The sequence below is a fragment of the Alkalihalobacterium chitinilyticum genome (genome assembly GCF_029028005.1).
Taxonomy (GTDB): Bacteria; Bacillota; Bacilli; order Bacillales; family Bacillaceae_F; genus Alkalihalobacterium; species Alkalihalobacterium chitinilyticum.
This window is the reverse complement of the sequence record NZ_JAOTPO010000008.1, coordinates 165,144-184,386: the sequence shown is the minus strand read 5'-3', so window position 1 is coordinate 184,386 and position 19,243 is coordinate 165,144. Positions and strand designations below refer to the sequence as shown.

The window sequence follows — 19,243 nt, the reverse complement described above, 5'->3', positions numbered from 1 at the left end:
GCAGTTACACCTTTTTGTTTAAATCACGAAGTTTAGCTTTTTGGATTTTCCCAACTGAGGTACGAGGGAACTCATCTATGAATTCGATATACTCTGGGATTTTAAATTTAGCTAGTAATCCTTGACAATGTGAAATGACCTCTTTTTCCGTTAAATGAGCTCCTTCTTTTAGAATGACAAACGCTTTAAGGGCGACATCGCGAATCTCATCATCTACTCCAACTACTGCGCTATCAGCAATTTGTGGGTGTTGATTTAAGACGGTCTCAATTTCACTCGTCGCAATATTTTCTCCCGCGCGCTTAACCATATCTTTCAAACGATCGACGAAGTAGAAGTATCCATCATCACCTACTCGAGCATTGTCTCCTGTATAAAGCCACCCATCCTGTAAAGCCTTCTTAGTCGCTTCTTCATCGTCATAATAACCAAGCATTAACGTCCGTCCTGGTTCACCTTTAACAATAATTTGACCTGCGTCACCTGTAGCCACATCATTTCCATGTTCATTGACAAGCCTCACCTCATACCCGAGGCCAGGTTGACCAATACTCATGTTTTTACAAATCCCGTCTATCGGATTCATAAGTGGCGTTCCAATCGTTTCAGTCATCCCGTAAATTTGTGATAATTCCACATGAGATGTCTGTTCAAATTCAACGAGCTGTTCTTTTGTAACAGACTGTGCAAAGATTATTTTCTTAAGCTGATGATCGCATGTATTCCCACTTCCCCGGCGCAGGATCATTTTAATAGGAGCTGCAAACAATGAACCGATCGTAGCTTCAAACAAAGCAGCTTGCTCAAAATATCGAGAAGCACTAAACTTTTCTGTTATTGCAACCGTTCCACCAACAGTTAATAATGGCATCGTTAAATAGTATTGGCCATTTCCATGGAACATGGGAAGTACAACTAAACCACAATCCTGTTCAGTCATCTTTAGCATTCGTGACATGTATTCACCCGCATATACATAGTTAGCATGGGTAATCATTACTCCTTTTGGATTAGAAGTTGTACCTGATGTATATAAAATTGCGGCTAGATCATCACTATTAATGTCTAGTGGTCTACTATAAGGTGAAGCAAGGTTCATTAGATGATCTAAATGTTTATCTTGATGTTTTGTTCCTTTATACCTAGAAAGTAATATCTCCACATTTAGGTCTGTAAACTTCTCTATGTATTCTTCTTCAGTAACAACCATTTTTGCTTTAGAATGAGTGACAAGAAAATCCATCTCCGCTTTAGCTGATAGAATATTTGTCGGTACCATAACCGCTCCCATTCCAGAAATAGCAAACCATGAAATCATAAAATTCATTGAGTTCGGTAAGTGTAGTAATACTTTATCTCCCTTTTTAATACCCATCTCGTCTAGTACCGTCATCAGTTTCCTAACTTTTTCGGCAAATTGTTTATAGGTAGCCGTTTCAATGGTACGATCATCCGATTCTACTTTTAGAAAAGTTTTGTTTGGATTTTGTTGTAATTGTTGTTCAAGTAAAGAGTTTAGTGTTTTATTACCGATAATATCCACCAAAATTCCACCTCCATTTAAAATTAAAGCGCTTTCATTTACTCGAAAGTAAAAAAATTTCGCTCCTCCTTTTCTAACTGGAATTATTAATATACAATTTTAGTAGTGATACAAACTACAGTCTCTTTTACATAAAACAGACTATAGTCTCTACAAAACATTAAAACAGACTGTGGTCTTAATGTCAATATTTTCTGAATATTTTATAGAAATGAGTGATGTCATTGACTATTAAACATAAAAAAGGACAAGAAACAAAAAAGAAACTTTTAAATACAGCTCTTCATTTATTTGCTGAAAAGGGATTTGATAATGTTTCCGTTGATGAAATAGTAGCAACTGCATCTTCTTCAAAAGGTGCATTTTATACGCATTTTAAATCAAAGCATGAAATTTTCTTAGAAAAATTTAAGGAAATGGATAATTTTTATGAGTCATATTTTTCGACTCATGACAAAACCCTTACAGCCTACGATCAATTGCTGTCATTCTTTAAAGCTTTAATGACATACATGCGAGATGAAATTGGTTTGGACATGCTAAGAGTTATCTATATAAATGAGCTTAACCCTAATCGAACGAGCTTTTTTACCAATCCTGATCGTACATTATACAAAGTTTTGACTACTTACTTCCAAAAAGGGATCAATGAAGGTGATTTTAGAACAGACGTCAATGCGGAATATATGACGAAATGTATGGCACGAATCATTCGAGGACTGATTTATGATTGGGGATTATATAAAGATGAAGTGGATCTTGTTCAAGAGTCAACTACATATTTACGCTATGCTTTAGACGGTTTTGTAAAAAAATAATTTTTGCCAAGATCCTATTAGTTTTTTTAAAATGGTGATATTACATTAGAATCAACTCATTTATGAGGATCATGAATTTTCTATCATGATATAACAAGAGAAGTCGGCTCCTTATATGCACAAAGTGCTTTGGTTAAATAGTAAAGGGTCTGTCAGCCACCACGTCTCGTTGTTCTGTATCCTTTACTATACGAAGTCATTCAATTTTAGTAAAGTTTGTTATTTTCTCAGTGCCATATTAACGGCTTCAATCGCATGAATAACGGTTGTATCAAATAAAGGTACTTTTGAGTCTTCTTGTTTTACTAATAATCCAATTTCCGTACACCCCAATATGATCCCTTCTGCCCCTTTATCTACTAAGCTCTCCATTACTTTTTGGTAATAGTCTTTGGATGATTTCCTGATGTCTCCTAAACACAACTCTTCATAAATCACCTGATTTACTATGTTTCTTTCCTCTTGATCCGGAATGATTACTTTAATACCATTCGTCTCTATTCTAGACTTATAAAAATCTTGTTCCATCGTATATTTCGTTCCAAGCAAACCAACCGTTTTTATATTTGATTTTTGAATTTGATTCGCCGTTGCTTCTGCAATATGTAATACCGGAATTTGAATTTTCTCTTCAATGTAGTCAATTACTTTGTGCATCGTGTTCGTGCAGATCACAATAAATGCTGCACCTGCTTTTTCTAAAGATAAAGCTACTTCTCCTAACATTTTACCAGCAGTTTCCCAATCGCCCTTTGCTTGGTAGCGTTCAATTTCGTCAAAATCGACACTATATAAAAGACACTTTGCGGAATGTAAACCACCTAATTGTTTTTTTACTTCTTCGTTAATAATCCTGTAATATTCAGATGAAGATTCCCAACTCATCCCACCAATTAATCCGATTGTTTTCATGGTATCCTCCCGTATTTTCTGGCTTTTGTTCCTATCCATGTTCGTATCTAAAAAATTCGAACCTAAAAAAAGCACCTATGCAATTTAAGGCTCCCTATGAGTGCCATAGCTACTAATCTTTTAATCTATAATACAATTGTTGTTAGTTTCCGCTTTGATTTTTTTTATAAGCAATGGAATTTCGGCTAAGTCCTCAACTATGTAATCTGTATCAACTTTATTTAAGTGTGGATCTTTCTTCCAAATCCCCTTCATCCCAGCATTTTCGGCTGCGTATACGTCATTTTCTGGATGGTCGCCGATAAAGATACTCTCACTCGGTGAAACATTGAGTTTCTTTAAAGCTCTTTCAAAAATTTTTGGGTCTGGTTTTTTTATCCCTTCCCATTCGGATACTAAAATTACGTCAAAGTACTCTCTAATACCTAAAGCCTCTATATTATCCATTTGGAATTGGCCATAACCATTCGTAATGACCCCTAACAGAAGTTTGCTCCTTTTTAATTCATCCAACATCTGAGTTAAATGAGCAAAAGGAACACAACTATACCTAAACTCGTCGATGTAGTCTTGAAGCAGTTCTTCCCAGGTTAGTCGATCAATCTTAAATTCATGAACGATTTGTTGATAGACTTTGTCTTTCCAAACATACCCTCTGTTGTCCAATTCAATAAATCTTGTCACATACTTTTCTTTAGGAATATGTCCTACCTGTTGAGTTAATCTATCGTATTGCCTGCTGATAAAAATTTTGACTGACTCATCTCGATTTAATAAAGTTCCATCTAAATCAAATATAGCGGCTTTTATCACTTTTAACCCAACTCTCTTCTATCCTTCTTTAGCAAAACAATACTAATTTAATAATATTATAACATCATTTACCATTTAATTCGGTTATCAAGAAAAACCGTCATACACTGAATTCTTTATTTATTAACGACGATTTACAATTCAGCGAGTCCTTTGAAAAGTTCAACTGCGGTTTCGATGATCTCATCCCGGAAATCATATTGTACGGTATGGATATGAGGATACCCTTTCCCATTTCCGATATAGCAGATGGCACCCTTTGTCTCTTTTAAATAGTGGCCGAAATCTTCGGACGCCCGAAAGGCTTCCTTCATCTCAACTAGCTGAAACCCGTTTTCTTGGCAGACTTTTCGTATCTTTTCCGAACTTGATTTGTGATTTACCGTTTCGGGAAAGGTATCGTTGTATGAGAAACTCGTTTTCAGTCCGTATTGTGCTGATAGAGAAAGTGAAAGCTCTTCAAGACTCTTTTGAAGCCCCACTAATTCTTCTTCATAAAATGCACGGATGGTTAGCAACAATTCTCCCTTGCTTGCCGATAACCCGAACGCTCTTTCCCCAATATCGACCTGAACTACGGTACAAAGCACCATCCCTTTATTCGTCTTTGACGCTGTAAACTCGGGGATTGAATTAATAATTTTTGCGATTGCAAAAGCCGGATTGATTCCATCTTCTGGTTGACTAGCATGTGCCGGCGCTCCTTCCAAACGAATGCTCATTCCTTTCGATGCACAGTGAGCAGTCCCATCAATTACATGAATTGAATTCAAAGCCATACCACTCATATTATGATAGGCAAAAATTTCATCAATATTATGTTCCTTTATAAACGAGACACACTTGGCTGCACCATCCCCTGTTTCCTCAGCATGTTGAAACAAGAAGTAAATGTTTTTGTCAGCACCTTTCTGATCGACTTCAAGAGCAAAGCCAGCTAAACAAGCGGCATGACCATCATGCCCACATTTATGAGAAACGCCTCGGATCTTTGAAGCATGAGGGATATCAATCGTTTCTTCGATAGGAAGCGCATCAAAATCAGCCCGGAACGCCATGTTCTTTTTACCTTCACCTGCCAGATATATCGCATAAAACCATTGACCCTTATCTACAATCTCTAGTTGGGTATGTTTTTTTAGAAAGTCAATTAAATGTTGTTTCGTCCAAACTTCTTGATTAGAAAGCTCAGGGTGCTCATGTAATTCATGACGTAAGTTTTTGGTTAACTCCAGATTATGCTTTTCCACGAATCTCTTCCTTTATTTTAAAATTGATGGTTAATCGCTTGGGTCCATCGTAATGATAGGCTCCTTGATCTTAGTTTTAAGCTGTTATATCTATTCTTTTAAATTTTTAATAGATCACTTTCTTTGATGAAGTAAATGCTCCTCATTGTCTACCCCGCCACTCATTAAACTCCAATGATTTTCTTTTATTATAAAATAGTAATTCTGTCATAAACAACCAATTCCAATACTACTTTAATCTCTATGTAAACATATTGTAATACTATTCTATTTTATTCTCTCATAAGGATAGAGTTGTAGAGTTACATAAGAGCTCACAAAAAACAGAATTACTAGGAGGAGAACTATGAAAAAACTAATTTTCTTACTAACATTGCTGGCTGCTCTATTTTTTGCCGCACCAGTTTTGGCTTATACAGTTGAAAAAGGTGACACCATGACGAAAATTGCACAAGAACATGGCTTAACATTAGATGAATTAGCAGAGGCTAACCCGCAAGTTAAAAATTTAGATCGGATCTATGTCGGTGAGCATATACATATAGGTAAACGTAAAAACAACTTCAACCCACCAAAGCAAACAAGTAATTCAAATAACGTAAGTCGTAGTAAAGGGCAAAGCAACGCTAATACAGAACAAAAAGAAAACTACGCTAACAAACTAAAACTCACGGAAACTGAACTTGATTTATTGGCAAGAATTGTACGAGCCGAAGCTCAAACCGAACCTTTTGAAGGAAAAGTAGCAGTCGCTGATGTGGTCTTAAATCGCCTAGAAAGCTCTCAATTTCCGAATACAATAAGAGAAGTGATTTATCAACCTAGACAATTCCAACCTGTAGCGAACGGTCAAGTGAACAAACCCGCTGATCAAGAATCCATCAAAGCAGTACAAGCTGCCTTATCCGACATGAGAAATATCGCACAAGGTTCATTATTCTTCTACAACCCAGACATTGCGACTAGTCGTTGGTTAGACTCAAGAGAGACAACCATTGTAATTGGACAACATGTATTTAAAAATTAACCAATTGGTGCCACTAAGGAAATATGTATAAAAGGCAGTTAGTCGAATTAATGTTGTGATTGTCTTTTCAGTGGCGTTTTAATATAAATAATGCACAACTAAAATGCCTTTTGATAGGCTTTAAGAGAATTGGTTTGAACCGCCTTCATAATCATGTCCTAACATTGAACACCTTCATCTTCCTAAAACAAATTTACAAATATCATAAGTGCCTGGCGGTTCTTTTATCCGTTTTAGTTAGTTATATTTTTTATTAGTCTTATTATCATTCTTGGGAGAAATAATAAAATTCTACCTACTACCTCTATGAAGATTGAATCACGAATGTCACGAAGTATGCCTTTCAAAAATCGTTCTTTTTTATTTGAACTCTTTGCTCCGTTTTTCACCGTTCACTCACCTATCGATTATATTGACTTATAATAGAGATTTTAATTTACTTAGTGATGCCCATTAGAATATCTTTTAAACCATTAACACTGCTAACCAAATGAGACCTTTTTCTTTTAAAGACTTTAACAGCAAAGGAATATCCGGATATAATTCATTTTCAAACATCTCCTTTTCCTTAAATCTCTCTCTAAAGCTATCTTTTCCACGTTAGCATAATCATGTCATACCTTCATTATATTTTAACATCACTTACCATTTAAACAGTTGTAATAATACGTCCAATCTTTGTTCCTGAAAAAGTAAGTCATATTAACGTTCACACTCTGATCGATAAATAAAAGGATACATTACTTCTGTTTTACCACTGCTTCACAAGTAAAAAAATACACCACTTTATAAGTGATGTATTGAGTCAAGCAACTACTTTATATTTTTAATTGCATCAAACCACTTTTACATGTATTTCTGTACTTAAGCTTGCCAGTACAGGTGATTTAACGAACGCAACTTTTGCAATTTCTTCTACTATTTCTTTAGGTGCAGATGTTTCAGCCTTTAATGTAATCACTGGATTTGTGATCCCACCGTCACCTTCTTCCAGACCTAAAAATACAGCCGCATTTAATCCTGCCTCAATATCAACAGTAACAGCTTCGATCGTAATACCATTCTGACTTGCCAGCACCTCAAATGTAATCGCAAAACAGCTTGCAGCTGAGCCGATTAACATTTCAACTGGGTTGGGCCCTTCATCTGTTCCACCTAATGTTTCGGGTTCATCCATTACGATATTTTCAAAGTCTCGAATTTTCACTAGGTTTTTTACGCCATTTTCCCATTTAACCTGTGCTGCCCAGTTTCTCATTTTAAGAGTAGGATCCTTTTTAATCGCTTCTACTGTTTGTTCTAATGCTTTTACATTAATATTATTCATGTTATTCCCTCCAAGTATAATGATTTCACATCATTATAATACCCCAAGGGGTTAAGTGTTGTATGTAAGCCTCCTTACATCTCTACCGATTTTTTTGAAATCCACAGTCTACTGTTTTCATTACGGATCACTTCATTTTGCGACAGCTTATTAATTAAAAAGGTGACGGTTTCTCTTGTTGAGGCAATCATTCCAGCGATATCCTTATGAGTAATAAAGGGAGGTAACGGTAACCAGCCATCTACTTCATTTTTCGGATCCATTAACTTTTTAAATAAGTTGATGAGTCTTTCTTCGACCTTTTCATAGGCAACCTGCTCTAAAATATGTACAACATCTCGTAAGCGAGTTGAAAAATGATGTAACAAAGCTAAAGCTAAATCCGGTGTTTGAATAACCTCTTCTCTTATTTCCTGAATTCGTACCTTAACTACCATAACTTCTGTTAAAGCAATTGAATAAGCATCACTTTCTTTATCTATAAAAGCACTTGATAAATCTATAAAATCTCCTTCACTTAGAAGGCCCAATACACACTCTTTCCCATCTGGATGCACATGAAAAATGCGAGCATTTCCATCGACTACTAAATAGATTTCATCTGTTAATTTACCTGGATACGTAATTTGTTCACCTTTTTTAAAACAATAAGTTTTATTATTCTTCCAGTCATCCACACGAGCTTTATGAAATAAATGAATGACACCCGAAGGATAAAGCTGATTGGTTTCTAACATATTCAACACCTCTTACTCAAAATACGTATGTGATAAAAGCATCCTTACATCGCATACCCTATAGCCTACATTATAATATATAAAGGAATTAATATTCGAAGAAAGATCTCAAATCGTGGAAAACCTTATGACATGGAAAATTATCATTAATTCGGCGAACTCATTTAGCTATGTGGCACTGAGAAGCCCTAATCTATTACAAAATCAATGGTATTCGAACGTTACGGCATTGAAACGCGCTTATCTAGCAAAGAATCAATGATTTTTACCTGATTCATAGTAAATAAGGTCCTCTCAGTGCCACAAACACCTCTCTAAGCGCGTTTTAATGAAAATAAGGGCCTCAGGAGACCGCAATAGTTGAAAGTCCACTTTCTACTAATTTATCGAGTCTAATGACACCACCTTGCGTACAACACGATCCATTACTACTATATATAATGAATTCAAAGAAACCTTAAATGGTAGCCACAACATGCGGCAAGAACGGCTGACTGAATGAACGTTAAATGCACAAAAAAGAAGTAACCATCCTATCCACTGGGCAAAGCGGAGACGGTTACTTCTTCTTTTTATTGGCGCCATATGCAAGAATCGCTATATCGGTCTACTAGTTCAATTGCTCCTTCATTTTTCCGTACCACAATTTTGTTTCCTGACTGTCCCTTGAGTTTATAAACAAATAATCTTCACCTTTTTCAACGAAAATAAAAGGAGGATGATTACGGTATAAATATAATCTGCCTCCACCTAACCCTTCCAAGCGAAAGTGACCTTTTAATCGATTAGCAAAAGCAAAACCATTTGTTCTTACTTGGACATTGGGGATCGTATCGACTAACTCAACATTCGTAATTTCATCCAAAGGCCACTCTACTCCGTAAAATCCACTAACGTGCAATCCATCATCCGATACTGTCACTTCATTCGGTTGGATACCAATATAAGCAACCCCTCCTAAAACACCAAACGTGAATACGATCGTAATGATTAAAATGATCGAATTACGCTTCTTATTTTTGGTCGTATCTAATTTACCGATATAGAGTAAGCGAGCAAATAAATAAATGATCATGACAAGCCATGAAAACTCGATCATATATGGAATCCTGAAAAAATATAAAGCTAATCCACCTAGTAAAATAAAACCGGAATTTATTAGTGCTCTGCCTGCTGCTTGTGGATAGCCATTTTGAATAAGTATCTGTTGATCTTCCTTAGATTTTGCAGAAAAACCAGATAGAAGAAAATAGGCTTCTCTTTTAACAATGAGGTACCCTAGTAGAAAAAACAATAAAATCATAAATAGCTGGATTATAGTTAGCGCGATCAAATCATTCCCCTCCCTTCTAACTACTCATTGTGTATGCTTTTCATTATTGAAGCAGACCCTTTATTTATCGTACAGCTTTTCTTCTTTCTTCAGTTGGTTAATCCTTCTCATATACATGATCACTGCGAAACCGAGAAGTAGAATAGCAGCCCAATTTAGTAATGAAACATACATATTAATACGAGAGATAGTCATATTATAAATAGCTGGGATAAGATTGATAAAAATAAAGATACTCATAAAAGCTACAATATTGCTATAGTGCTTAATCTTTGACTTATAGTCGGAAAAAATTTCAAAAGGACCATCTGTAGCTTTTTTGCGAAAATACACCCAGCGCATCGAAGAAGCAATATACTCTACCTCGTTTTCCTCCATAAATTCAATGTATTCCTTACTTTCATCGTGATTTGGTAAATTATCCAATAATTGAATTCGATAGCAATACTCTCCTGGTTCGCCCTTCTCAAAAAAATACGTTGGAAAACTGTAGTTCACTAGGTGTAAACCTTTAGCAGCCATTTCATTCAACCACTTTTCTTCTTTTTCATAGTCGATAAATATTTTCTTCTTTTTAATTGTCATTCTTCTCACCCCGAATAAATTGATTTCCGTTCCTTACCAGCTCTTCTAAGCGTTCCATTTCCATTTGAAGTACTTCTTTTCCTTTTTCTGTTATTTCATATTCTTTTCTTCTGCTGTCTTCTTTTTGTTTTACTGGCTTGATCCAGCCCTTTTCCAGTAAAGATTTAATTGCCCCATATAATGTTCCGGGACCTAATTCGACTCTTTCCTGACTAATTTCCTTTACAAATTGTGTAATTCCATACCCATGCATGGGTTGGTTAAGTGCGACTAATATATAAAAAATAGCTTCTGTCAATGGAACATGATCTGTATTTCTAAAGATAGGTAAACTCAAGGCAATGTGATCTTCTCTCCATAAATCAGAAATAGGGATCCCATATGATGAGATCCCTACATGATTAGTTTCGGTTGTTGCTATTTTTCTACACCTAAACTTTCTTTTGCCATTTGCTCATATTCTTTTAAACCCGATGATTCCGCAAACTCGGCAATATCGATAGCAGAAGTCGCTTGAATCTCAATGATATGCTGTTTCATGAGTGGCCATGTGACTCCACCTGCTGCTTCATAGGCGGCAATGATCTGTTCTAAAGCCTGTTCACCGAAGATCATATAAGGACCGACAAAATCTTTTGAAACATCTGTTACAGCTGCTTCTGTCCAGTCGATTAAACCGGTCACCTCGGCTAGCCTATTGATCAGTGTATGTCCAGCATGAACATCACCATGAATGAGCCCGGTATGCTTCGGCCACATGCTGTCATTGTCCACCCAAGCTTGCCACCTTGCCCATAATGTATCACTAACACCGTACTTTTCTTTTACTCCGGTCATTCGTTTTTTCATCTCTGCTCTCGCTTCATCCGCAGTCTGTACTTTGAAACCAGGAATATTCAATAACTCTTTAGGTACGTGATGCAGCTCTGCTAATACCTCACCAAGCGATTTGAGATAGCTTTCCGGAACATGATTTTGATTGAACTCCCAAATATAATCTTGAATGCCCGGATCTACAGTCCCTGCTGGTGTACCTGACAATTGCTTATAGGCAATGAAGTCTTCTGTATATACCGACCAAACAGGCACTTCAAAAGAGACATGACGACTAACCACATCTAACACGTTCTTTTCTACAGCCGTTTTCGCCATCGAATCTTCTCTTCTCGGCAACCTCAAAATCCATTGAACACCTTCTTGATCAACAGCATGAACCACTTGAAAGTCCAAGCCTGACTCGTTGATTTTTACAGAACTCTCTTCTAGTAAAATGCCATTTCTATTAGCAATCTCTAGTATTTCTTTAACTTTTTTATTCATAACGTTAAACCCTACTTTCATAAATTAAATTGTTGCTCATCCATGAGAATGACAACATCAGCACGATGATCAATGAACATTCGATCAGGAGAACACAGAAATTTTTTACCGATTTTCCCCAAAATAAAAAACACAGGACTGCTGTCTGTGTTCTTGAGTAAACGGATAGATAACTAATTTATGGATCTTACGTACAGTCGTCTGACCAAATAAGCCAACTTCCTACAAAAGAAGAGCAGACCAATGGCCAATAGCCTCATTTATTTTATACTTTTCCCGTTAAGCAGCATTAGAAAAACTCGGCTATCGCCAAGGCCCGGCGAAACATTAGAGTTGTTCTTTACCTCTATCCTATAGGGAAGTTATATTTTCTAAAAGTATAAAAAAGAAAGGCAGAACGAATCCGCCTTTCTACATATAGCATATATTTATGCAAAATGAAGATTATTAAAAAAGGACAGACTGATCCCGCTTACTCTGCCTACACAAGCAGAGTCTTTGAACATATGAAATTATTTGTTGTTCAAAGCACGGAACCGAATTCTAGATGGTAACATTTTTTAATAATCCTCCTTAAACTTTAAAAATAAATTACTTACAAAATTTTAGTGCTAGATTGTTATTATGTCAATAGGATATTACTTAGTATATTACGATTTGTCCTGCGATTGAAGGTTAATCCGGTTTCTATTTAAATGATTTAGAGATGGTTCAGGCTCCACTTGGATTACCTCATCATTCATATTCATATAATCCGAATGTTTTTGTTTCCCGACAGACTTGTATCTAATATGAACTTCTTCTAAAAATTCAGACATTTCTTCTTCTGGAGACGACTGTTTCATGCCAGATAACCATGTCTCGAGTCTGTGGGTTCCTCTTTCAGTGATTTGACACAGATCTTCAAGAGATCGGACCAACTCACTTAAACAATCCAATCCATTTCTCAATATAACAATTCCTTTTTCTTTTGCGCTTTCAACAGAGTGTTCCATCCTGTACATGTTTTCCTTATACTGAAATTCAATATAGCAACTGCTGCGATTCCAATTGAAATTGTAATGGGAATCATCAATTTTTAACCGCCTCATAACGGCTATTAGCCTTCTTTCACACATTTCTTGTTCATTATGGAACATCTTTTTGAACATACCGTTCACCTTCCTTTAGGGATTTTTTACATCCTTTTATCCTTATACCATGATTTCTACAAACTCGACAAAATTCCTGTCAGAATATTTTGTCTACTTATTTTTTCAAAATAAGGATAATTAAAGAAGCTCGAAACATAGGCAAAAACTACGCCTTTTCATAGATTAGTAAAAAAGGAAAAAGGTTCTTTTTCATAAATATTGTAAAAAAATAGTATCCAAATACTCCCTAGAAGTTAAAAGGTTATCATGAAAATGACTAAATCGTACCGTTTCTATTTCTATTGTGCGTATGTATTTGAATGAACTCATTACTGTTGCGGTTAGTGACAGTGACAGTGACTAATATCAAATAACTTCACTATGTGCTTATAAATGAATATTAGTGAGGTATCCTAACAAATGCCAGTTTACATATAAAGGGAGTGCAACTATGAACATTCAACGATACGAATTACAAAAATTAGATAAACCACAAGTGGAGTTCGCACTGGTTGTACACCTTGATGACCACCAAGTGGAATTTGCTAATGAACTAGGAACAAAACCTCAATCCGAAAAAAATTTAAGAACGATTGCGCTTAATATCGTATACGCAAAATATCCGGGCATTAAGGTAAAAGTCGTTAAAGTAATGGTTGGAGGAATGCTCGCAACCTCTCTTCCACTGTTAACCAATACCCAAAATGTGTCAGGACAAACGTCTACGGATTCCTCACAGACTACTCAAAATACATCCATTTATTATCAGGTCGCCCCTGGTGATACACTTTGGACGCTATCAAGAATGTATGGAACAACCGTAGATAACATTAGAATCGTGAACAATTTAAAATCAGATCATTTACTTCCGAATCAGCGGTTAATTATTCCAAAAGCTCTCCATACGGTAAGATCGGGTGATTATTTATCAGTTCTTGCAAGAGATTACAATACACCCATAGTTGCTATACGCGAAGCAAACAGCTTATCAAATGATAACATTCGGATTGGACAAACGTTAGTTATTCCAATTGTAGTTAATGGTGCACAGCTAGCGCACCCTACTCAACCAAGTATGCAGCCATCTCATACTCCACAATCTTCAACACAGTCTAGCACCTATACGGTAATTGCTGGGGATAGTTTATCGGTAATCGCTCAACGATTCGGTACGTCTGTTAGTGCCTTACGTTCAGCAAACCAATTAACTTCCGATGTCTTGCAAGTTGGGCAGCGGCTAGTAATTCCTGGTGGGAATACGAATCTTACATCTCCTTCACAATCGACCGTTAAAACAACTTCGGCAACGGTTCAACAAGGATCCACTTACACGGTTGTAGCCGGTGATAACTTGTCTGTGATTGCCCAACGGTTTGGCACTACTGTCAATGCCTTGCGTACAGCTAATCAGTTAACTTCCGATGTCCTTCGGATTGGTCAGACGTTGATGATCCCAACGAATGGAACATCTACTTCAGCCCCGGCTCCTGCAGCAACTGCTACAACTCATACAGTTGTCTCAGGAGATAACTTGTCGTCCATTGCGAATCGTTACCGAACAACGGTAAACGCTTTACGCACCGCTAATAATCTGCGAACGGACGTATTACAAATCGGGCAAATTTTAACCATACCAAATGGAACAAGTTCGACAGCACCATCAAATACGGTTCAAAATGGCTCAACAAGTCCTGTAACGATAAGGAACATCAACCATACGGTACGTTCAGGAGATAATATGTGGAATATAAGTACACAATATGGCGTGCCTTATAATGATTTACTTAGACATAACAATATGACAGCACAGAGTACATTACGAATTGGACAAGTAATACAAGTACCGCAATTCCAAGTACCTGTTAGGCCAGTTGTCTCAGCAAGACATGGTGAAGTGTTAGATTGGTGGACTGAAGCAAGGTATGTGTTCTCCACTGGAAAAGTTGCAACAATAACAGATTTTCAAACAGGAAGACAATTTCAAGTGAGGCATACAATGGGTGGAAACCATGCAGACAGTGAACCTCTAACATCAAGGGATGCTCAAATCATGCGGGAAATTTGGGGTGGCAGTTATTCATGGACACCGAGAGCTATAATTGTTGAAGTAGACGGAAGACGTTTAGCTGCTGCTATGCATTCTATGCCACATGGAGATCAAATCATACGTAATAACAACTATAATGGACATTTCTGTATCCACTTTCTAAATAGTCAAAGACACAGTGATGGCCAAGTTCAATCTACTATGCAAAGGCAAATCGAGATTGCTGCTGGAAGGTCGATTAGATAGTCATTTATAGCAAAGGAGCTATTTCTTAGCTCCTTTTTCATTGAATTCCATAAAACGACGACACTTTATTTGTGGCAAGACTCATCGTTAGGCGGTGTTTACCTTTGCAGTTATAACCCAAAAAAAGGAACCGATTGTTTAAATCGATTCCTAAAATTCATCTCAAGTATTTTATTTAAACTCACTAAAAGCCTCACGTTGCAGAAGCAAGTGTGTTTATCCTTAAATTACCTGGATTACAACCTTAGTTAAAGTGTTAAATAGAAACAACCGCTTCTTTTATAGGTGTATTTCCTGTTACGATCTGAAATTGCTTCCCAATCGTTGTGTCATTTTCTAAAGTGGCCATGATGACGCTAGCTACGTCCTCTCTTGGAATTTCACCTCTGTCTACTTCGTATGCAGCGTTTACTTTTCCTGTACCTTGATCATTCGTTAGCAAGCCCGGATGGATAATCGTATAGTCTAAATCTGACCGCTTTAACCATTCATCAGCATAATGCTTGGCTGCTACATAAGGTGCAAACGAAGGTGGCGCAGATAAAATGGCTTCACGTCTCGTGTCAAACGAGCTAATCATAATAAAACGCTTCACCCCAGCAACTTTAGCGGCCTCAATCGTTTTCACGGCACCATCCAAATCAACCATTATGGTTTTGTCTTTTCCTGTATGTGCTCCTGACCCTGCTGTAAATACAACCGCATCTACTTTCTCAGCGGCTTTTGCAATGGACTCGATATCCTGTTCCAGATCGACCACAACAGTTTCTGCACCTAATTTTTCAAAAAAGGTCGCTTGCTCTTGATTACGGATCATTGCTTTTGCTTTGAAGCTATCGCTATTTTGCATTAATGTTACAAGATGTTTTCCAATCTGGCCATTCGCTCCAACAACAAGAACTTTCATGCTCTCCACCCCTTCTAAGAAATATAATGAATCCAACCTATTATGAATTCTCTATGTTCATCGTAAATCAAAAAGAAGTATAATGTCTAGAAACCAGCTTACATCAAAACGTTCTAGCGGTGACAGGCACTTGTCCTGCATGATAAAATAATTTTTATAGAACTTAGACTTGGAGGGATGAGCGATGTGGAAGTGGATTGTGATTACACTTGTTATCATTGGTAGTTTAGGATATTGGGGATATAACTTTTTTATCAGCAAAGCCTCTGAAGTCTTAGTGGAACAAATTACAAATGATATTTTAAACGATGAGGAAGAATACAATAAACTCATAAACGACCCGCACATACAAAATCTAATAAAAGAAATAGATAAAGATCAGGTATCCAACAACTTACCTTTTGAAACAAAAGAAGATGCAATGAAGACGATTTTAAGGGAATTTTCAACGAGTGAAATCAATGAAGTCAAAGATCAAGCACTCAGAGGAAACGTTAATACCCTTGATGTTCTGAATAAACTGCAAGACCGTCTGACTCCTGATGAAGTCGCAGCCATTCAGGTCATCTTGGCAAAAGAACTACAAAGTCAATAAAGACTGCCTAAAACTGTAATACTCTTTCAATGGGGTTTTCCTTAATCGCGAATTAATGAATGAAACTTATGACATGGAAATCAATCATTAATTCGGCGATTCCAATTCCCTAAACGGCACTGAGAGGCCCTTATCTGTGACAAAATCAATGGTTCAACGATGTAACGGCATTGAAAGGCCCTTATCTAGCAAAAAAACGATGATATTTACGTGATTCATAGGAAATAAGGGCTTCTCAGTGCCACAAACACCTTTCAACCCCCAATTTTATCAAAATAAGGGCCTCAGGAGACCCCAAAGACCAAAGGAATTTACCGTGGCCCGCTCAAGCGGTAGAGCATGTGGTTTAATTCGAACCAACGCGAAGAACCTTACCAGGTCTTGCCTCAGGAGACCGCAAAGACTTGATCAACCCTTATCTCCAACGTTCGAAGCCCCTCTCTTTTTGCTTCTTTTTCTTATACAAGCCCTTAATGACCCTTTTATGACATCGCGGAAAATGAAATTTTATTTCCAATTCAACAACAATTTATCTAACGTAAAAAGATGAGATAAATATTTAACAACACATAGAAGGCCACAGTAATGCTATGGACAAACCAGTATTCCTTTCGTTCTTTCTTTGGGTAAGTGAAAAGGTAGATATAACCTATAATCATCCCAACAGCGAATAATATATTAGCAGATATAAGCCCAGCCTTAACGGAAATATAATCGTGATCGCCGCCTAAATAGGAGATGACAAATAGAGAGGCAATTAGAAAAATAAGATACCCATTAACAATCTTTTTTGCTTTTTTTGAGCTTATAAACGTTATTTGCATAGGCTTCACTCCCAAGGTGCTTTATATTTATTTCTTCTTGCTTAGTCTCGTACATGATGTTTTAATAACTACTTAACCCTTTTTTATAGTACCTCAAGTCTTACTCTTTTAAAATATTACTAGATAAAATTTGTGATGTGCTTTTCGTTTGACAAATGAAAAAAGCAAGAGACCCGTTCCCCTTGCTTCTTTGCACGTTTTTCAATTAATGATTAAGCAAATACTTGGCTTGCCTTCAATAAGCTGTTTCTTGCTTCGATATATTCCTGATGAAGTTTATCAACAAACTCTCCTGCACTTCTCACCTCGTTAATCACACCAATTCCTTGACCTGCCCCCCAAATATCCTTCCAAGCTTTTGCTGAACCGTCTCCAAAATTCATTTTGGATGGGTCGCTTTCAGGAAGGTTTTCAGGATCTAAGCCTGCTGCTCGAATCGATGGTGCAAGATAGTTTCCATGAACTCCCGTAAATAAATTGCTAAGTATGATATCATCAGACGTGGACTCAACGATAGCTTGCTTGTATTCCTCTGCTGCTCGTGCTTCATGAGTAGCGATAAATGGTGTTCCGATATAGGCAAAATCGGCACCCATCGCTTGAGCCGCTAATATCGAGTTCCCATTTGCAATAGAACCTGCTAACGCTAATGGACCATCAAACCATTGACGAATTTCTTGAACTAAAGCGAATGGACTCTTGCTTCCAGCATGTCCACCTGCCCCTGAAGCAACGGCAATTAGACCATCTGCTCCCTTTTCAATTGCCTTGTGGGCAAACTTATTATTAATGACGTCATGTAACACAATTCCGCCATAGCTATGAGCAGCTACATTCACATCTTCACGGGCTCCTAAAGATGTGATAATAATTGGTACTTTGTATTTTGCACAAAGCTCCATATCATGTTCAAGCCGGTCATTTGACTTGTGTACAATTTGGTTAATGGCAAATGGTGCTGCTGGACGATCTGGATTTTTCGCATTGTAATCAGCCAGTGTCTCCGTGATCTCAGCTAACCATTCATCTAGTTGCGAGGCTGGTCTAGCATTAAGTGCAGGCATAGAGCCCACAATTCCTGCCTTACATTGTTCAATTACAAGTTTTGGATTACTGATGATGAACATTGGTGATCCAATCACAGGAATTCTTAAAGATTTCATGACAGATGGAATGTTTGACATTTTAACTTCCTCCAATTTCTAAAAGATAATAACTGAAAATGAATAGATCATTGGGAATAAGAAAAAAATCAAGCTGCTTTTAATATAGTAGAAAACGTTTTCAATATACCCTCTTACTAGTATTACTATATTTATAGGGTTATAGTCAAGTTATTTTCTGAAAATTCAATTGAAGGTTTAGGAGGCATAATCAATTATTTTGACCTCATTTCCGGTATTCTAGGTTAATTTTACCTGTTCTATAACCGGACAAACATAACTTTTAGTGAACGGGTTAAAGAACTATTTTCATTTAGATGCAGTTCATGGCCTAAGGGCTCTGAAAAACCCTTAACTGTGACAAAATCAATGGTTTCTCAATCTTAAGGCACTGAGAGGCCTTTATCTAGAAAAAATACGTTGATTTTCACGTGATTCATAGGATATAAGGGCCTTTCAGTGCCACAAACACCTCTCAAAGGTGTTTTATATGAAAATAAGGGCTTCTGAGTGCCGCAAATATTTGGCTTATCCCTTTTTCCTTTAAAACCTAATTCATGTTGGTTTTTTAATTCAAAAATATGAAATTAATGTTAAAATATAAGTGTGAGGAAATTGTGGAACAAATAATCACTCAAAATAGCATTCCCAAGAATAAATCCT

18 protein-coding genes are annotated in these 19,243 nt (G+C 36.8%); 4 read left to right on the top strand and 14 right to left on the bottom strand.

The genetic code is table 11. The annotated features are described in order from the left end of the window. Positions 1 to 4: 4 nt before the first annotated feature. Positions 5 to 1,543 carry an AMP-binding protein gene (locus tag N7Z68_RS13280; protein ID WP_275118957.1) on the bottom strand — a complete coding sequence of 513 codons (1,539 nt, stop codon included), beginning with the start codon at positions 1,541 to 1,543 and terminating at the stop codon, positions 5 to 7. A 224-nt stretch (positions 1,544 to 1,767) separates the two neighbouring features. Here N7Z68_RS13280 and N7Z68_RS13275 point away from each other — a divergent pair, with 224 nt between their 5' ends. Next, positions 1,768 to 2,361: a TetR/AcrR family transcriptional regulator gene (locus N7Z68_RS13275; protein WP_275118956.1), complete on the top strand. Its 594-nt coding sequence runs from the start codon at positions 1,768 to 1,770 to the stop codon at positions 2,359 to 2,361. 219 nt (positions 2,362 to 2,580) lie between these two features. On the opposite strand, the gene N7Z68_RS13270 is transcribed toward N7Z68_RS13275, so the two are convergent. The 3 genes from N7Z68_RS13270 to N7Z68_RS13260 form a co-directional block, all read right to left on the bottom strand. Then, positions 2,581 to 3,273 (bottom strand): aspartate/glutamate racemase family protein, encoded by a 693-nt coding sequence (locus tag N7Z68_RS13270; RefSeq protein WP_275118955.1) that lies wholly within the window; start codon positions 3,271 to 3,273, stop codon positions 2,581 to 2,583. A 120-nt stretch (positions 3,274 to 3,393) separates the two neighbouring features. Then, positions 3,394 to 4,086, bottom strand: coding sequence for an HAD family hydrolase (locus tag N7Z68_RS13265; protein WP_275118954.1), 693 nt, complete (start codon positions 4,084 to 4,086; stop codon positions 3,394 to 3,396). Between the two features lie 134 nt (positions 4,087 to 4,220). After that, positions 4,221 to 5,336 (bottom strand): M20 metallopeptidase family protein, encoded by a 1,116-nt coding sequence (locus N7Z68_RS13260; protein ID WP_275118953.1) that lies wholly within the window; start codon positions 5,334 to 5,336, stop codon positions 4,221 to 4,223. A gap of 346 nt (positions 5,337 to 5,682) precedes the next feature. On the opposite strand from N7Z68_RS13260, the gene N7Z68_RS13255 reads away from it, so the two are divergent. Beyond that, positions 5,683 to 6,363 carry a cell wall hydrolase gene (locus N7Z68_RS13255; protein WP_275118952.1) on the top strand — a complete coding sequence of 227 codons (681 nt, stop codon included), beginning with the start codon at positions 5,683 to 5,685 and terminating at the stop codon, positions 6,361 to 6,363. Positions 6,364 to 7,198: 835 nt separating this feature from the next. Here the strand turns inward: N7Z68_RS13255 and N7Z68_RS13250 are convergent. The 7 genes from N7Z68_RS13250 to N7Z68_RS13220 form a co-directional block, all read right to left on the bottom strand. Continuing rightward, entirely contained in the window at positions 7,199 to 7,690 is a 492-nt protein-coding gene (locus tag N7Z68_RS13250; protein ID WP_275118951.1) for an OsmC family protein, read from the bottom strand. A 74-nt stretch (positions 7,691 to 7,764) separates the two neighbouring features. Beyond that, positions 7,765 to 8,427, bottom strand: a complete 663-nt coding sequence (locus tag N7Z68_RS13245; protein ID WP_275118950.1) for a Crp/Fnr family transcriptional regulator — start codon at positions 8,425 to 8,427, stop codon at positions 7,765 to 7,767. A gap of 610 nt (positions 8,428 to 9,037) precedes the next feature. Then, positions 9,038 to 9,760: a DUF3784 domain-containing protein gene (locus N7Z68_RS13240; protein ID WP_275118949.1), complete on the bottom strand. Its 723-nt coding sequence runs from the start codon at positions 9,758 to 9,760 to the stop codon at positions 9,038 to 9,040. Positions 9,761 to 9,820: 60 nt separating this feature from the next. After that, positions 9,821 to 10,345 carry a DUF2812 domain-containing protein gene (locus N7Z68_RS13235; RefSeq protein WP_275118948.1) on the bottom strand — a complete coding sequence of 175 codons (525 nt, stop codon included), beginning with the start codon at positions 10,343 to 10,345 and terminating at the stop codon, positions 9,821 to 9,823. Next, complete coding sequence (locus tag N7Z68_RS13230; RefSeq protein WP_275118947.1) at positions 10,335 to 10,682, bottom strand: PadR family transcriptional regulator; 348 nt, start codon at positions 10,680 to 10,682, stop codon at positions 10,335 to 10,337. Before N7Z68_RS13230 ends, N7Z68_RS13235 begins: the two co-directional genes overlap by 11 nt. A gap of 80 nt (positions 10,683 to 10,762) precedes the next feature. Then, positions 10,763 to 11,665, bottom strand: a complete 903-nt coding sequence (locus N7Z68_RS13225) for a macrolide 2'-phosphotransferase (RefSeq protein ID WP_275118946.1) — start codon at positions 11,663 to 11,665, stop codon at positions 10,763 to 10,765. 650 nt (positions 11,666 to 12,315) lie between these two features. Continuing rightward, positions 12,316 to 12,816 (bottom strand): hypothetical protein, encoded by a 501-nt coding sequence (locus tag N7Z68_RS13220; RefSeq protein ID WP_275118945.1) that lies wholly within the window; start codon positions 12,814 to 12,816, stop codon positions 12,316 to 12,318. Between the two features lie 433 nt (positions 12,817 to 13,249). Here N7Z68_RS13220 and N7Z68_RS13215 point away from each other — a divergent pair, with 433 nt between their 5' ends. Then, complete coding sequence (locus N7Z68_RS13215) at positions 13,250 to 15,091, top strand: LysM peptidoglycan-binding domain-containing protein (protein ID WP_275118944.1); 1,842 nt, start codon at positions 13,250 to 13,252, stop codon at positions 15,089 to 15,091. A 256-nt stretch (positions 15,092 to 15,347) separates the two neighbouring features. Here the strand turns inward: N7Z68_RS13215 and N7Z68_RS13210 are convergent, their stop codons facing one another. Further along, positions 15,348 to 15,998 carry an SDR family oxidoreductase gene (locus N7Z68_RS13210; RefSeq protein ID WP_275118943.1) on the bottom strand — a complete coding sequence of 217 codons (651 nt, stop codon included), beginning with the start codon at positions 15,996 to 15,998 and terminating at the stop codon, positions 15,348 to 15,350. A 184-nt stretch (positions 15,999 to 16,182) separates the two neighbouring features. Here N7Z68_RS13210 and N7Z68_RS13205 point away from each other — a divergent pair, with 184 nt between their 5' ends. Further along, a complete protein-coding gene (locus N7Z68_RS13205) occupies positions 16,183 to 16,593 on the top strand; it encodes a hypothetical protein (protein WP_275118942.1) in 411 nt (136 codons plus the stop codon). 533 nt (positions 16,594 to 17,126) lie between these two features. Here N7Z68_RS13205 and N7Z68_RS13200 read toward each other — a convergent pair. After that, complete coding sequence (locus N7Z68_RS13200; RefSeq protein ID WP_275118941.1) at positions 17,127 to 17,417, bottom strand: hypothetical protein; 291 nt, start codon at positions 17,415 to 17,417, stop codon at positions 17,127 to 17,129. A 212-nt stretch (positions 17,418 to 17,629) separates the two neighbouring features. After that, positions 17,630 to 18,601 (bottom strand): NAD(P)H-dependent flavin oxidoreductase, encoded by a 972-nt coding sequence (locus tag N7Z68_RS13195; protein WP_275118940.1) that lies wholly within the window; start codon positions 18,599 to 18,601, stop codon positions 17,630 to 17,632. Positions 18,602 to 19,243 lie beyond the last annotated feature (642 nt).